Origin of the sequence: Streptomyces sp. NBC_00286 (genome assembly GCF_036173125.1) — a bacterium.
GTDB lineage: Bacteria > Actinomycetota > Actinomycetes > Streptomycetales > Streptomycetaceae > Streptomyces.
On record NZ_CP108054.1, the window covers coordinates 9,358,324 to 9,373,306 of the forward strand.

Sequence of the window (14,983 nt, forward strand, 5' to 3'; positions counted from 1 at the left end):
CACGGCCCGGCGAATATTCAGCCCAGCCGTTCAGCCCAGCGCCCGATCGAGGTTGAACGCGGCGCTGATCAGGGCGAGGTGGGTGAAAGCCTGCGGGAAGTTGCCCTGCTGCTCGCCGGTGTGGCTGATCTCCTCCGCGTACAGGCCGAGGTGATTGGCGTAGGTGAGCATCTTCTCGAAGGTCAGCCGGGCCTCGTCCAGCCGGCCGGCCCGGGTGAGGGCCTCGACGTACCAGAAGGAGCAGATGGAGAAGGTGCCCTCCTCGCCGCGCAGACCGTCCGGGCTGACCCGGGGGTCGTAGCGGTAGACGAGCGAGTCGGACACCAGGTCGGCGGTGAGCGCGTCCAGGGTGGAGAGCCACTTCGGGTCGCTGGGGGAGACGAACTTCGCCAGCGGCATCATCAGCACCGAGGCGTCGAGCACATGGTCGTCCTCATGCTGGACGAACGCCTGCCGGGCCGGGGACCAGCCCTTGTCCATGATCCGCCGGTAGATCGTGTCGCGGACCTGCCCCCAGCGGGTCAGCTCGGCGGGCAGACCGCGGCGGCGGGCGATCCGCATGGCGCGTTCGATGGCCACCCAGCACATCAGGCGGGAGTACAGGAACTTCCTGCGCCCGCCCCGAGTCTCCCAGACGCCCTCGTCGGGCTGGTCCCAGTGCTCGCAGACCCAGTCGACCAGGGCGCAGGCCGCGTCCCAGTGGTCGCTGTGGATTGGCTGCCCCCACTTGTCGTAGAGGTAGACCGAGTCGATGAGGGCTCCGTAGATGTCGAGTTGCAGCTGGCCGGCCGCGCCGTTGCCGACGCGTACGGGGGAGGAGCCGCGGTGTCCCTCCAGGTGGGGCAGCTCGCGCTCGGGCAGCTCGGTGCGCCCGTCGATGCCGTACATGATCTGCAGGGGACCCGAGGGCCCGCCGCCGTTGTGGTCGACGCGCTCGGTCAGGAAGTCCATGAACGCCTTCGCCTCGCTGCTGAAGCCGAGCCGCAGCAGTGCGTAGACGCAGAAGGCGGCGTCCCGGACCCACAGATACCGGTAGTCCCAGTTGCGCTCGCCGCCGATCTGCTCGGGCAGGCTGGTCGTCGGCGCGGCCACCATCGCGCCGGTCGGGGCGTACGTGAGCAGCTTGAGGGTCAACGCGGAACGGTGCACCATCTCCCGCCACCGGCCGCGGTATTGAGAGGCGGACAGCCAGCGCCGCCAGAACGCCACCGTGGCGGCGAACTGCTCCTCCGCCTCGAAGTGCGGGCAGCCGCGCGCCTCGACAGCGCCGTCGACCCGGTCGAGCGCGAACACCGCGGACTCGCCCTGGCCGAGCTTGAACTCCGCGGTCACGTCGAGGTCGTCGCACTCGACCGGAACGGTGGCGGTCAGCGCCAGCGAGAGATCGGCGGACTCGAACAGCGTCGCGTCATCGAGCTGCCGCAGGCTGTGCGGCTGCGCCCCGTAACCGAACCGCGGTGCGATCCGGGCGCGGAACGGGATGGACCCCCGTACGCAGACCACCCGCCGGATCAGCCGGTGCCGGTCGGCCTCGGCCGCCGCGGTCGTCTCGTCGGCGACCGGCATGAAGTCCTGCACCTCGCCCACGCCGTCCTCGGTGAGGAAGCGGGTGATGAGCACATTGGTGTCCGGGAAGTAGAACTGCTTCGTCGACGCCGGCACGGCGGCGGCCAGCTCGAAGGACCCGCCGCGATCCGCGTCGAGAATCGATCCGAAAACACTCGGAGCGTCGAAGGACGGACAGCAGTACCAGTCGATCGTGCCGTCGGTACCCACCAGCGCGACGGTACGCAGATCGCCGATCAGCCCGTGCTCGGCGATGGGCAGGTAACCGGCGGACCCGTCCGATCCCGGGTACGTGTGCGCCTGTTGCGGATCTGGCGGATCGATCATCCCTGCGGCCTTTCTCCTGATCAGCGCAGCGTGTCCGCCCAGTTCGCCGGAACCCGGCCGACGGGCCCGGGCGAGGGCTGGTCCGGAGGGCGGCTGACCGGGGGAGCGAGTTCGGGGCCGGACTCGTACAGTTCGGAAGTCTCGTAGTTCCAGAACCAGCTCTCACCCGGTTCGAAGCTGCGGATGATGGGATGGCCCGCACTCCGGAAGTGGGCCGTGGCGTGCTTGGCGGGGGAGCTGTCGCAGCAGCCGATGTGGCCGCACTGGGCGCACCGCCGCAGATGGACCCACCAGCCGCCGACTTCACCGCACTCGAGGCATCCGGTGCCGCTCGGCACAGCGCCGGGGTCGATTCCGGCCGGTGTGGTCATGACGCCTCCTGAGGGGTCTCGAAATCCGCGGCAGAGGCCTCGGAATCCACGGCAGGGGTCCCGGGATCGACGGCAGCGGGTTCGGGATCCGCGGCCGTCAGCGGAAGGAAGACCCGGAAACGGGTGTCGCCAGGCACGGAGTGCACCTCCAGGTGCCCGTGGTGCTTGTTCACCACGATGCGCCAGGAGATGTCCAGACCGAGACCGGTGCCCTCGCCCACGGGCTTCGTCGTGAAGAACGGATCGAAGATGCGGCCGCGGATCTCCTCCGGCACCCCCGGTCCCGTATCGCGGAACTCGACGAGCAACTGCTCCCGCTCCAGGGCCGTCCGCACGGTCAACGTGCCTTCGCCACCGGTGCCGTTCATCGCGGAGACCGCGTTGTCGATGATGTTCGTCCACACCTGGTTGAGCTCGCCGGGGTACGTGGGAATCTTCGGCAGCGTACGGTCGTACTCCTTGACGACCGTGATCCGCGAGCCGAACTTCCCCGACAGCATCAGCAGCGTGCTGTCGAGGAGTTCGTGCACGTCGCAGACCTGGTAGGGCGCCCGGTCGAGCTGGGAGTACTGCTTGGCCGCGTTCACGAGGTTCGAGACACGGGTCGTGGAGTCCTCGATCTCGTTCATGAGGAGCTCGGTCTCGACGGTGTAGTTGAGCCAGCCCACGGCCCCCTGCAGCATCTCCGGGTCCACGGCCGCCGCGACCCGCTCCAGCCAGTCGGTGTCGAGCCCGGCTTGCACGAACGTCGGGGCGATCTGCCAGCCGCCGTCGATGCCGTGGTCGTCGAGCCAGTCGGAGAGCGCGTCCTCGCGGTCGGAGGCTTCGAGGGGGCTGAGGGCGGGTGCCTTGGCGACCCGTTCGGCCGTGCTCTCCTGGATGTCGATCAGCGTCTTCAACGCCTCACGGTGGTACGGGCCCGAGGCGATGATCCCGAGCTTGTGCCGCATGTGCGCGACCCGGTCCCGCAGCGTCGAGGTGGCCCGCACCGCGGCCGCCGCCGGATTGTTGAGCTCGTGCGTCAGCCCCGCGGACAGCGAGCCGAGCGCCAGCAGCCGCTCACGCTGGTTGATCGTCCGCTGCGTGTTCTGGCTGCCGAAGAACATCCCCTCCAGCAGATGTACGGCCATGGGGAACCAGTCCTGCAGGATCGCGGCGAACGTCTCGGCGGGCAGGACGAAGAACCGCGAGGGTTCGGTGACCCGCAGGGAGCCCTTGTAGTGGGCCCGATCCGGCATCGCCAGATAGGCCTGCATGGCGCCCGCGTACACCCCGCGCTGGGACGTGCGGTTGATCTCCACGTCGTCGGCGCCGACCCGCCGGGACATCACCAGCGTGCCTTCGAGGAGTACGAAGAAGCAGGTGGCCGGCTCGCCCTCCCGGTACACATAGCCGGGTTCGAACTTCTCCACCCGGCCCTCCCGGCACAGCCGCGCCAGCTGATCGGCGTCCAGCTTCTCGAACAGGAACAGCGTGCCGAGCTCCGCCGCGTCGCACGGCATCGGCTGCCCGCTCACGACTGCTCCAGATACCGGTGGACGAGCATCACGGCCATGGCTCCCTCTCCGACGGCGGAGGCGACACGCTTGGCGGACTCGGCGCGCGCGTCGCCCGCCACGAACACCCCGGGCACATTGGTCTCCAGGTGGTACGGCGGCCGGTCCAGCTCCCAGCCCGCCGGTGGCCGGCCGTCGGCGGTCAGGTCGGGCCCGGCGACGATGAACCCGCGGTTGTCCCTGAGTACCGTGCCGTCCAGCCAGCCGGTGAGCGGGGCCGCGCCGATGAACACGAACATCCATTGCGCGTCGACGAGTTCGGTGCGCCCGCTCTCGACGTCGCGCAGGGTGAGCTGCTCCAGATGGTCCGAGCCGTGGGCCGCCTCGACGACCGTGCCCGTACGCACCGAGATGTTCGGAGCGTCCGCGATCTGCTGGACCAGGTAGTGCGACATCGAGTCGGCCAGGGACCCGCCGCGGACCAGCAGCGTGACCGACTTGGCGCCCTTGGCCAGATGCATGGCGGCCTGCCCGGCGGAGTTGGCGCCACCGACGATGTACACATCGTGTCCCTGGCAGGCGGCGGCCTCCGTCAGCGCCGAGCCGTAGAACACCCCACAACCGGTCAGGTCGTCCACTCCGGGCGCCGCCAGCTGCCGGTATGTCACGCCGGTCGCCAGGATCACGCAGTGCGCGGCGACCGCGGAGCCGTCGGAGAATCGCACGGTGCGCGCCGCGCCGTTGACCTCGAGGCCGGTCACTTCGCGCGCGGTCAGGATCTCGGCCCCGAACTTCGCCGCCTGACGCCGGGCCCGGTCGGTGAGCTGGGAGCCGGACACGCCGTCCGGGAAGCCGAGATAGTTCTCGATACGTGAGCTCTGTCCCGCCTGTCCGCCGGTGGCCGTCCGCTCCACGAGCACGGTCCGCAGCCCCTCCGAGGCGCCGTACACGGCCGCGCCGAGCCCGGCCGGGCCGCCGCCGATGACGACGAGGTCGTAGAAGTCCGCCGTCGGCGTCGTGGCAAGACCCACGCGGTCGGCCAGCTCCGGATCCTCGGGCTCGACCAGCGCGGTGCCGTCCGCGGTGACCACCAGCGGCAGCCGCTGCTCGTCCTGCCCGGCGGCGGCCAGCAGCCGCCGGCCCTCCGGCTCGTCGCACGAGTACCAGCGGTACGGCACCTGGTTCCGCGCCAGGAACTCCCGTACCCCCGACGAACGCGCCGACCAGCGGTGCCCGACGACCTTGGTGATCGGCACCGCCCGGTGATCGCTGGCCCGCCAGGCGTCCAGGAGGTCGTCCAGGACGGGGTAGAGCTTCTCCTCCGGCGGGTCCCAGGGCTTGAGGAGGTAGTGGTCGAGGTCGACGACGTTGATCGCGTCGATGGCCGCGTTCGTGTCCGCGTACGCCGTCAGCAGCACCCGCCGCGCGCTCGGGTACACGTCCAGGGCCTGCTCCAGGAACTCGATCCCGTTCATCTGCGGCATGCGGTAGTCCGCCAGGAGCACCGCCACGAGATCACCGCGCAGCTTCAGCTCGCGCAAGGCGTCCAGAGCGCTCTCCCCGGACTCGGCGCGCACGATGCGGTACGACTCGCCGTAACGCCGCCGCAGGTCGCGGGCCACGGCACGCGAGACCCCCGGGTCGTCGTCCACGGTCAGGATGACGGTCCGGTTTGCGTCGGTGCCCTGCGCCATACGTCTCCCACCCCGAGCGGTCGGCGTCCCGGCGCGGCCTGACCGCAGCACCGGCCGACGCCACGGGCCCATCGTATGTTCGATCGCCGCGGACTGCTCCAGAACCGGGGCGTATCGCCCGACTCCGGGCTCCGGGCTCCGTCACCGGCTCGGTGACGGAGCCCGTCGACCGTGGTGCGCTGGGTCGGGGCGTGCGCGCGATCAGGCCGTGTGCAGGGTGAGGCCGTAACGGTTGAGGATCTCGTTCACCGGCTGGTACCAGGTCGTGCCGCCGCTGGTGCAGTTGCCCGAACCACCGGAGGTGACCCCCTGGGCCTGGTCGCCGCTGATGTACGAGCCGCCGGAGTCGCCCGGTTCGGCGCAGACGCTCGTCCTGGTCATCTGGTGGACCGCGCCCTGGCTGTAGTTGACGGTTTCGTTCTTGCCGAGCACGGTGCCGCAGTGCCAGTGCGTGGTCGACCCCGACCGGCAGATGGAGGCGCCGACGGGTGCCTCGGCGGAGCCGCGGACGAGCTGGTCGGGGACGGTGCCCCAGCCGAGCACGACGGGCACCGTCCACCAGCCGCTGCCGACGTTGACCCAGGCGTAGTCGTTCTCCGGGAACGACGACCCCTGGAAGTTGCCGATGTGCGACCGGTCCCAGCCGCTGACGCCGGCTCCGACCCCGCCGCAGTGCCCGGCGGTGACGAAGCCGCCGTGCACCGAAAAGCCTATGGAGCAGCGGACGTTGCCGGTGTAGTAGGGGTCGCCGCCGACCGTACCGGCGGCAAAGGTCCGGGGTGCCTCGGCGGTCTCTTCGACGGTGACGGGACCTGCGGCGCGGGCTCGCTCGACGAACTCTTGGACATCGTTGTCGGCACGCTGTGCGCCGACGACGTTCACGACGACCGCGCTGGTCCTGGGATCGACATGCCAGCCGCTGACGCCGTCCGGCGCGGGCAGCTTGTCGATACGCGTCTTGACCGCGTCGAGCTGTCGGGCGCTGTGCTTGACGGTGACGGTACGGACGTTCGCGCCGCTCTCTCGTACGGCGTCGACGGTGGCGTCGGGGGCGGCGGCCGTCACGGCGACGGTCAACTTGCCGCTCTCGGCGTCGAACCAGGAGCCTCCGTAGGCCGCTCCCGCTGCTCGCCGTGCCTTCGTTTCGACGGCTGCCGCCGCCTTCTCGTCGGCCAGCCGTGCCTTGGCCTGGGACTTGGTCAGGCCCAGGTCGCGTTGCATGGCGGAGAGGAGGGCGGGGGAGGCCGGGGTTTCGGAGGAGCGGACGGCTCCGGAGGGGTCGGAGGCATCGTCGGCGGAGGCGGGCATGGTGCCCGCGCCGGCCCAGGTGCCGAGCAGGAGGAGTGTGGCCAGGCCGGTACGCATGACTGTGGTGCGTCTCAAGGCAGTAGCCCTTCGTTGTTCCAGCAAGGTGGGGGTGGAACAGCAGAACGGTGAGAGCGCTCTCGGTGCGTGCCGGGGCAGAGCCTAACCGGTGATCATGGGCAGGTCCACACCAATGACGTGACGGGTGAACGAGTGGGCGTGCGGGGCGAGTTGGCGGCTTGCCGGTCGTCCGCACCGGCCCTCAGGGGGCCCGACTCCGGAGAAGTCTTCAGTGGGCCGGACTCCGGAGCGGTCTTTGGCGGACCGGACCGATATCACGGCTCAGGAGGCGCTCGCCCGGTGATCTCCCGTGAGCGCGGCCTCCTCCAGGGGGAAGTGGCAGGCCGCCGTATGGTCCGGTGCCGCGGGCGTCGGCGTCGGCGTCGGAACGAGCTCGGCGCATACGTCCTCCGCGCGCCAGCACCGGGTCCTGAACCGGCACCCGGACGGTGGGTCGGCCGGTGACGGGATCTCGCCGCTGAGCAGGATGCGCTGCCTCTTCGCCTTGCCCCCGGTCACCGGGGATGGGGCCGCCGACAACAGCGCAGCCGTATAAGGGTGGCGCGGCTGCTCAAAGACCTCCTCCGCCGGGCCCGTCTCCACGATCCTGCCCAGATACATCACGGCGACGCGGTCGGCGACGTGGCGCACCACGGACAGGTCGTGCGAGATGAACACGTACGACAGGCCCAACTCGTCCCGCAGATCGCCCAGGAGGTTGAGCACCTGGGCCTGTACCGACAGGTCCAGTGCGGAGACCGGCTCGTCGCAGACGATGACCTCGGGCTCCAGTGCCAGGGCGCGGGCGATCCCGATCCGCTGCCGTTGGCCTCCGGAGAACTCCTGTGGGTAGCGGCGTGCGTCGGACGCGCGCAGCCCGACCATCTCCAGCAACTCGGCGACGCGCGCCGCACGCTTCGGGGCAGGCACGAGGTCGCGGTGGGTGTGCCAGGGCTCGCCGATCAGATCCGCCGCGCACAGGCGGGGGTTGAGCGAGCCGAACGGGTCCTGGAAGACCATCTGCACCTTGCGGCGCCAGGCGAGCAGCTCCGCACCCGACAACGAGAACGGGTCCACGCCCTCGAAACGCACGGTGCCCTCGTCGGGACGCTCCAGCATCAGCAGCATCCTGGCCAGCGTGGACTTGCCGCAGCCGGACTCGCCGACGAGGCCGAGGGTCTCACCGCGCCCCAGGGTGAGGTCCACCCCGTCGACCGCGCGCAGTCTGGTGCTGCCCTTCGCGGTGCGCGGCACCCTGAAGCTCTTGGCCAGGCCGGTGGCCTCCAGCAGTGTCCCGGACTCAGGCATCGGCCAGCTCCTTCCCGAAGTGGCAGGCGGCGGCGCGGTCGGCTCCGGTTGCGGACAGCGTGGGCCGGTGGGTGGCGCACAGGTCGCGGGCCATCGGACAGCGCGTACGGAAGGCGCAGCCGGAGGGCACGGCGCGTGGGTCGGGCGGGCCTCCGGGGATGGAGCTCAGCCGAGAGCCCTTGTGCTGCTCGGCCGGTACCGACTCCAACAGGCCTCGGGTGTAAGGGTGGTTGGGCTTGGCGAACACTTCGGCCACCGGTCCGGTCTCCACGACCGTACCCGCGTACATGACGGCGACCCGGTCCGCGTGCTCGGCCACGAGCCCGAGGTCGTGCGTGATGAGGACCAGAGCCATCTGCTGCTCGCTGCGCAACTCCTGCAGGAGGTCCATGATCTGGGCCTGCACGGTGACGTCCAACGCCGTCGTCGGCTCGTCGGCGAGCAGCACCTTCGGCCGCAGCGCGACGGCCATCGCGATCAGCAGTCGCTGGCGCATGCCTCCGGAGAACTGGTGCGGGTACGCGTCCGCGCGCGACCGTGCCTCCGGGATGCCGACGCGTTCCATGAGCTCGACGGCTTTGGCTCGCGCGGCGCGCCGCGACAGCCGCTCGTGGATACGGAACGGTTCCGCGAGTTGCGCGCCGACGGTGTGAACGGGGTTGAGTGCGCTGAGCGCGTCCTGAAAGACGATGGCGAGCCCCGGCCCGGCGAGCCGACGCCGCGCCCGCGCGCCCAGCGCGAGCACGTCCTCACCCTCCAACCGCACCTGCCCACCCACGACTTCTGCGGCCGGATCGAGCAGCCCCGCGACCGCGTGCGCGGTCATGCTCTTGCCGCACCCGGACTCGCCCAGGAGGGCCAGCGTCTCGCCGGAGCGCACGGCGAAACTCACGCCGTGCACGACGGGGATGGGCCCGGCGGAGGTGCGGATGTCGACCGACAGGTCGTCAACGGCCAGGGTGGCGGGTTGAGTTGAGGGCGGCACGGCACCGACGGTGGATTCAGCCTTTGCCACTTCGGGGGTGGGGACCGATTCGGCCGTCGTCCCCGGAGAGGCGAGGGCCGGTTCTGCCCTCATCCCCGGCACGGCCGAGGTCGGCTCGACTTCCGTTCCTGGCGGGGCGGGGGTCGGTTCGGTTCCTGTCGGCGGGGCGGTCGGCGCCGGTTGGCCCGTTGCCCCTGTGGTGGCGAGGGTCGGTTCGGCCCTCGTCCCCGGGAGGGCCGGGGTCGCTGCGTCTGTCGTCCCCGGGACAGCCGGGATCGGTTCGTCTGTCGTCCCCGGCGCGGTCGCGCCGTGCTCGACCCCCGGACCGGGCCGCGTACCCGTGCCGCCGACGGGAGCCGGGCGAGGACGCCGCAGGCGCCGTCCTCCAACCCGCAGCCCCCGCCGCCACCGTTGCCCCGGGTCGGTGGCGAGGCGGGCCCAGGCGGCGAGGATGGTTGCCGAGACCGTCGTGATGACGATGGCCAGGCCGGGGAAGACCGCGATCCACCAGGAGCTCTGCAACTCCTGGCGGCCCTGGGCCACCATCAGACCCCAGCTCACGTCCGGCGGCTGGATGCCGATCCCCAGGAAGCTCAGCGAGGACTCGGTCAGCATCACGAAGCAGAAGTCGAGGGCGGCGACGGTGAGCAGCGTGGGCAGCACGCTGGGTGCGACATGGCGCCGGATGGTGGCCCAGCCGCTGGTGCCGAAGGTGCGGGCCGCGTCGATGAACAGCCGGCTGCGGAGTTCGGCGGCCTCGGCGCGCGCTGTGCGCAGATATACGGGGATCCGGGCGACGGCCAGAACCAGCACGATGTTCGCGGCGCTCGGCGAGAACACGTACAACACGACCACGGCCAGCAGCAGCGAGGGGAAGCTGAGGATCACATCGGCGATCCGCAGGGACACGTTCTCGCGCCAACCCCCGTGAAAACCCGCCCACATGCCCCACACCGAGCCGACGACGAGGGAACACACAACAGCGGGTACGGCCACCGACAAGGTCGTCCCGGCCGCGGCGATCAGCCGCGCGGCGACAGGGCGGCCGAGGGAGTCGCTGCCGAGTACGTACGCCCAGCCGTCATCGAGGCTGAACGGTGACCGGCCGGGGTCACGCAGGTTCTGACGCGTCGCCAGGTCCCCGATCAGGAGCGGGCCCAGTACGGCGCACAGCGCGACCAGCAGTAGAACCAGCGCCGCCGCGAAGGCGAACCGGTCCTGGAGCAGCAGAGCCGGCCATTTCCTCCATAACCCCGCCACGCGGCCGGTCCCGGAACCCGGACCACTCTCCGCACCCTTGTCCCTGTCCTGCCCCTTGTCCGCGTCCATCCGGAGCACGTCGTCCTTCGGGAGCATGTCACCTCCTTGACTCACGCCGCCGCCTGCTGCCGGACCCGTGGGTCGAGGAGCGCGTGACAGATGTCCACCAGGATGTTGAGCGCGAAGATCACCAGCGCGGTCAGCAGCACTGCGGCCTGCAGGACCGCGAAGTCGCGCTGCAGCACCGAGTCGATCATGAGCTTGCCGATGCCGGGCCAGCCGAAGATCGTCTCGACGACGACGGCCCCGTTGACCAGCCCGACGGCGAGGTCGCCCGCGACGGTGAGCGCCGGTGCCGCCGCATTGCGCAGGGCGTGCCCGAAGACCACCCGCGGCTCGCTCGCGCCCTTGCTGCGAGCCACCTTGACGTACGGGGCGGACAGCGCGGAGACCATGGCGCCGCGTACCACCTGCACCAGCACCCCGAACGGGCGGATCAGCAGCGTCACCACGGGCAGCACCCACGCCGCCGCGCCGCTCGTGCCGGAGGTCGGCAGCCAGCCGAGCGTCACCGCGAACACCAGCACGCCCATGATCGCGAACCAGAAGTCGGGGACGCTGGCGGCCGTGGAGGAGAGGAAGCTCGCGAACCGGTCGGTCGCCGAGTTGGGCCGGTACGCCGCCAGGCTGCCGATCACCACGGCGCCCAGGATGGCGAGCAGCATCGTCCAGCCGGCCAGCTGAAGCGTGGCGGGGAAGGCCCGCAGCACCGCCTCACCCGCCGGCTGAGCGGTGCGCAGCGATTCACCGAAGTCCAGGTGGAAGACCTGGCCGAGGTAGTCGCCGAACTGGGCGACCAGAGGGTCGTCGAGCCCGTTGCGGGCCGCGAACTCGGCCCGCTGCTCGGGCGTCGCGCTGAGCGGCAGATACAGATTGGCGGGGTCCCCGGTGAGGCGAGCGAGGAAGAACACCCCGAGAACCACGACCAGCAAGGGGATCACGCTGGAGACCGCGCGACGGCGCAGCATGGTGAGCATGGGCGTGCCCCTCCCTCAGTCCGTACGGTGCATGTCGGCGAGCCGCATCTCGTCATTGGTGGCCGAGTCGGGCTCGTAACGGACGTTCGGGGAAAGGGCCATGATGCCGGTCATGTTGGCCATGACGGCGTCCCGTACGACCTCGTCGTTCTGGTACGCGAAGGTGTCCGCGAACGCCTTCTGCCTCGCCTCGCCCCCGGCGAGCTGGGCCTCGTCGATCAACGCGTCCAGCTCCGGGGTGCCGTAACTGCTCTGCGCGCCCTTGCTGCCGTAGATCTGCCCCATCGTGAACGCGGCGTCCCCCGCCTGGTTGCCGTGCTGCGCCTGGAGGAGGGTGGGACCGATGTCCTTGGGGAAGGGCCGCAGCAGGTACTCCAGCCAGGCGTTGACGTCGAGCATCTTGATCTCGACCTTCAGCCCGGCCTTGAGTAGACCGTCCTGGACGACCTCCATCGCCTCGGCGGCCTTCGGGTAGATCGCGTTGCGGCCGATGATCGTGATGGTCCGGTCGGTCGGGACTCCGTCGGCGCGGGCCTCGGCCACGAGTTTCTTCGCGCGCTCCGGGTCGTACGGCCATGGCCGCACCCGGGGGTTGTGTCCGGTGACGCCCTTCGCGACGAGCTGGCCGCTCGGTCGGCCCGCGAAGACCGCCGTGACCAGGCCTTCGCGGTCGATGGCGTAGTTGATGGCCCGGCGGATCCGGATGTCGTCGAGCGGTGGCCTGTCGGCGTCCATTCGCAGGAACGAGACCTCGTTGGTGGCGAACTCCACCGCCCGGTCGCCCGCGCCGTCCTCGGGAGCGAGCCCGATCGCGACATCCGCCTCGTCGTTGGTGACCATGGCCGCGCGTACGCTGCCCTCCGCCCGCCATACGTACTTCGCCGCGGCGTACTCGGGGGCCTTGCCCCAGTAGCCGGGGTAGCGCTTCAGGCGAAGGAAGCGGCCCTGGCTCCATTCGTCGACCCGGTACGGGCCGGTGCCGACCGGCTCGCGCACCCTGGCACTCGGGTTCGTGTTCGTCGGCACGATCTCGACGAAGGACAGGCGCAGCGGAAGGATCGGGTCCGGCTTCGCCGTCTTGACCTCAAGTGTCGTGTCATCGACGGGAGTTGCCGTGACCTCGCTGTCGGTGAAGATATAGCCGTCGACGTTGCAGTCGATGTCCGAGTCCGTGGCGCGCTTGATCGAGAACGCGGCTGCTTCGGCCGTGAACGGTGTGCCGTCATGGAAGGTGACGCCCTCGCGCAGCGTGAAAGTCCATGAAGTGGCCGAGGTACGGGTCCACTTGGTGGCCAGCGCCTGTTCCAGTTGCCCGGTGGACGGCTCGCGCTCGGTCAGCGCCTCCGTGATGTTGGCCCGCGTCACCCGTCCCGTCGCGGTGAGCGAGGCATCGCAGGGCTCGAGGGTCGGCGGCTCCTCGGGCAGGACGACACGCAACGTGTCCGGGCCTTCACCGATGGGGTCGGCACCCGCCACCGAACACCCCGAGGCGGCGAGCAGCAGCACGCATACGGACATGAACGCACCCGCCGCCCGCCCCCGGCGAGAACGAGCCGCCGAACGCGTACGTAATAAGCCTGGACCGGTCACTGATCCTCCGTGCTGTTCGCGCTGTGTCCACAAGAAGAAACGACGTTTAGATATGTGGACGCGCCATTATGAGGTCGACCGCGCCGAACGCGTCAAGACATGTGGCGGAAAGAGACTGAACTCGTCGGCGAACAGGCGTTTCTCAGGGGTCTGTTGGCTGTGAACGCTGGGGTGTCCTTGTAACAAGTACGCCACGTCCGGACATGCCCGATCGAATCCTGTTCGGATGTTGACTCGGGCATGGCAGTCTCTGCGTGTCCACAGACGCGGACGCACCTCCCTGCGCACTGACAACGTTGCCTTGCGGATGCCGACGCCGCCGCCGAGATCGCCGCCGGCCTCACCAAGGCACTCCGAGACCACCTGCCCGCTGAGCGAGAACCAACATGACCTACGTCAATGTCTCTCTCGACCGATCCCGTAGCGGACCCCTCCTGCGCGCCCTGCGCGGGGCGCGATTACTGCCTCCGCTCGTCCACCTGTGGGGTTCGCACCACGCCTACGAAGAGCTGCTGACCGAACCCCGGTCGCTCGCGATCCTCGACGTACCGGACGAGCGGTGGAGACCCGGCCTCGAACAACGCATCGGCCTGCTGCGCCGACTGGCGCCCGTGATCGTCCTCGTACCGCCGGGCACCGACGCCGCCGATCTCCTCGACGCCGGAGCCGACAACGTCCTGACCCGCAGCATGCCGGTCCAGGAACTGGCCGCACGACTGGCGACGGAGCGGCGCTCTCTGGCCTCGGCGCCGCCCGTACCCCACGGTCAGTGCTCCCCGCCGGCCTCGATGCTTCCCCGCCACGGTTCGCAGAGACTGCTTCTGCGCCTGCTGCTCAGCGACCCAAGACCGTGGTGCTGCCACGATCTGAGCCGACTGCTCGGCACCGCCGAACAGCCCCTGAACCGTGCGGCCCTGCGCGCCCGCCTCGACAGGCTCAATGCCGCTCTGGAGCCGCTGGGACTGGCCCTGACCAGATCCGGGGCGTGGAAGAAGCTCTTCTACACGGTGGCGCCTTCGGCGGGAGGCCGGGCCGTAACTGGGTCATGACGGTTCGTCAGCGCTGCCGTGCCCAGCCGTGCCGTGCCTAGCCGTGGTGACGGTGCTCCGCCTGGTGTCGGGTGGCGTGGAGGGAGCCGAGGAGGCCCAGGGCGTGGGCGCTGGGGCTGCCTGGTTCGGCGTGGTAGATGACGAGTTGTTGGCCGGGAGCATCGCGTACGTCGAACGCCTGGTACGTGAGGGCGAGTTGACCGACGTCCGGGTGGAGGAAACGCTTGGCGTCCTGGGTCTTGCCGCGCACGGTGTGGGCGTTCCACAGGCGGGTGAAGTCCTCGCTGTGCTTGGTGAGGGTGCGGACGAGTTCCCGTAGCCGGGGGTTGTCCGGGTCGAGTCCTGCTGCTTGGCGCAGATTGGCCACGGTGGCCTGGGCCGTCCCGTTCCAGTCCGGGTAGAAGGTGCGGTGGGCGGGATCGAGGAACGCCATCCGGGCCAGGTTGTCCGCCGGCTCGAAGGGGGAGTACAGGGCATCGGTCAGGGCGTTGGTGGCGATGATGTCCAGCGTCGGGTTGATCACGAACGCCGGGGTGTTGGGGTATCCGTCCATCAGCTGGCGCAGCGCCGGACCGACCCTGTCGGGGGCGTGGACGGACGGCTGGTCGCTCGGAGTGGTCCCGGCCAGCCGGAACAGGTGGGCGCGGGCGTCCGCGTCGAGGCGCAGCGCTCGGCTGAGGGCGTCCAGCACTTGGGGGGAGGGGTGGCGTTCGCGGCCCTGTTCCAGGCGGGTGTAGTAGTCGGCGTTCACCCCGGCGAGAACGGCGACCTCCTCACGGCGCAGCCCGGCGACGCGTCTGACCCCGTAGCTCGCCATGCCGACGTCCTCCGGCTGCAGGCCCGCCCGCCGCGCGCGCAGGAAGTCTCCCAAGTGGTTGTCAGCCATGGCCTCAGGCTAGGCGCCGGATCGGCGTGCTGCCTGGGTGTGCCGCACC

Annotated in this window: 11 protein-coding genes and 1 pseudogene; 1 reads left to right on the top strand and 11 read right to left on the bottom strand. The window is 70.2% G+C overall.

Annotation, left to right across the window (positions count from 1 at the left end; genetic code table 11):
• Nucleotides 1–30: 30 nt before the first annotated feature.
• The 10 genes and pseudogenes from OHT21_RS42240 to OHT21_RS42285 all read right to left on the bottom strand — a co-directional run bounded on the left by OHT21_RS42240 (nt 31) and on the right by OHT21_RS42285 (nt 12,927).
• Nucleotides 31–1,893, bottom strand: a complete 1,863-nt coding sequence (locus OHT21_RS42240) for a glycoside hydrolase family 15 protein (protein ID WP_328773533.1) — start codon at nt 1,891–1,893, stop codon at nt 31–33.
• Between the two features lie 20 nt (nt 1,894–1,913).
• Nucleotides 1,914–2,264 (bottom strand): UBP-type zinc finger domain-containing protein, encoded by a 351-nt coding sequence (locus OHT21_RS42245; RefSeq protein ID WP_328773534.1) that lies wholly within the window; start codon nt 2,262–2,264, stop codon nt 1,914–1,916.
• Nucleotides 2,261–3,781 (bottom strand): ATP-binding protein, encoded by a 1,521-nt coding sequence (locus OHT21_RS42250; protein ID WP_328773535.1) that lies wholly within the window; start codon nt 3,779–3,781, stop codon nt 2,261–2,263. Before OHT21_RS42250 ends, OHT21_RS42245 begins: the two co-directional genes overlap by 4 nt.
• Nucleotides 3,778–5,454, bottom strand: coding sequence for an FAD-dependent oxidoreductase (locus OHT21_RS42255; protein ID WP_328773536.1), 1,677 nt, complete (start codon nt 5,452–5,454; stop codon nt 3,778–3,780). The genes OHT21_RS42250 and OHT21_RS42255 overlap by 4 nt, the downstream gene beginning before the upstream one ends.
• Before the next feature lie 201 nt (nt 5,455–5,655).
• Nucleotides 5,656–6,837, bottom strand: a complete 1,182-nt coding sequence (locus OHT21_RS42260) for a S1 family peptidase (RefSeq protein ID WP_328773537.1) — start codon at nt 6,835–6,837, stop codon at nt 5,656–5,658.
• Nucleotides 6,838–7,101: 264 nt separating this feature from the next.
• Nucleotides 7,102–8,127 carry an ABC transporter ATP-binding protein gene (locus OHT21_RS42265; RefSeq protein ID WP_328773538.1) on the bottom strand — a complete coding sequence of 342 codons (1,026 nt, stop codon included), beginning with the start codon at nt 8,125–8,127 and terminating at the stop codon, nt 7,102–7,104.
• Nucleotides 8,120–9,205: an ABC transporter ATP-binding protein gene (locus OHT21_RS42270; RefSeq protein WP_443050699.1), complete on the bottom strand. Its 1,086-nt coding sequence runs from the start codon at nt 9,203–9,205 to the stop codon at nt 8,120–8,122. The genes OHT21_RS42265 and OHT21_RS42270 overlap by 8 nt, the downstream gene beginning before the upstream one ends.
• A 351-nt stretch (nt 9,206–9,556) precedes the next feature.
• Nucleotides 9,557–10,468, bottom strand: a pseudogene (locus OHT21_RS42275) (ABC transporter permease); the annotation flags it as partial.
• Nucleotides 10,469–10,482: 14 nt separating this feature from the next.
• Nucleotides 10,483–11,409, bottom strand: a complete 927-nt coding sequence (locus OHT21_RS42280; protein ID WP_328773539.1) for an ABC transporter permease — start codon at nt 11,407–11,409, stop codon at nt 10,483–10,485.
• Nucleotides 11,410–11,424: 15 nt separating this feature from the next.
• Nucleotides 11,425–12,927, bottom strand: coding sequence for an ABC transporter substrate-binding protein (locus tag OHT21_RS42285; protein ID WP_328773540.1), 1,503 nt, complete (start codon nt 12,925–12,927; stop codon nt 11,425–11,427).
• 458 nt (nt 12,928–13,385) lie between these two features.
• Between OHT21_RS42285 and OHT21_RS42290 the strand changes: the two genes are divergently transcribed.
• Complete coding sequence (locus tag OHT21_RS42290) at nt 13,386–14,048, top strand: hypothetical protein (RefSeq protein ID WP_328773541.1); 663 nt, start codon at nt 13,386–13,388, stop codon at nt 14,046–14,048.
• 37 nt (nt 14,049–14,085) lie between these two features.
• Here the strand turns inward: OHT21_RS42290 and OHT21_RS42295 are convergent, their stop codons facing one another.
• Nucleotides 14,086–14,934: a helix-turn-helix transcriptional regulator gene (locus OHT21_RS42295; RefSeq protein WP_328773542.1), complete on the bottom strand. Its 849-nt coding sequence runs from the start codon at nt 14,932–14,934 to the stop codon at nt 14,086–14,088.
• Nucleotides 14,935–14,983 lie beyond the last annotated feature (49 nt).

Coding starts and splice junctions, on each gene's coding strand:
- OHT21_RS42255 (WP_328773536.1), bottom strand. CDS start 5,454: ATGGCGCAGGGCACCGACGCAAACCGGACCGTCATCCTGACCGTGGAC.
- OHT21_RS42265 (WP_328773538.1), bottom strand. CDS start 8,127: ATGCCTGAGTCCGGGACACTGCTGGAGGCCACCGGCCTGGCCAAGAGC.
- OHT21_RS42295 (WP_328773542.1), bottom strand. CDS start 14,934: ATGGCTGACAACCACTTGGGAGACTTCCTGCGCGCGCGGCGGGCGGGC.
- OHT21_RS42240 (WP_328773533.1), bottom strand. CDS start 1,893: ATGATCGATCCGCCAGATCCGCAACAGGCGCACACGTACCCGGGATCG.
- OHT21_RS42245 (WP_328773534.1), bottom strand. CDS start 2,264: ATGACCACACCGGCCGGAATCGACCCCGGCGCTGTGCCGAGCGGCACC.
- OHT21_RS42280 (WP_328773539.1), bottom strand. CDS start 11,409: ATGCTCACCATGCTGCGCCGTCGCGCGGTCTCCAGCGTGATCCCCTTG.
- OHT21_RS42270 (WP_443050699.1), bottom strand. CDS start 9,205: ATGAGGGCAGAACCGGCCCTCGCCTCTCCGGGGACGACGGCCGAATCG.
- OHT21_RS42285 (WP_328773540.1), bottom strand. CDS start 12,927: ATGTCCGTATGCGTGCTGCTGCTCGCCGCCTCGGGGTGTTCGGTGGCG.
- OHT21_RS42290 (WP_328773541.1), top strand. CDS start 13,386: ATGACCTACGTCAATGTCTCTCTCGACCGATCCCGTAGCGGACCCCTC.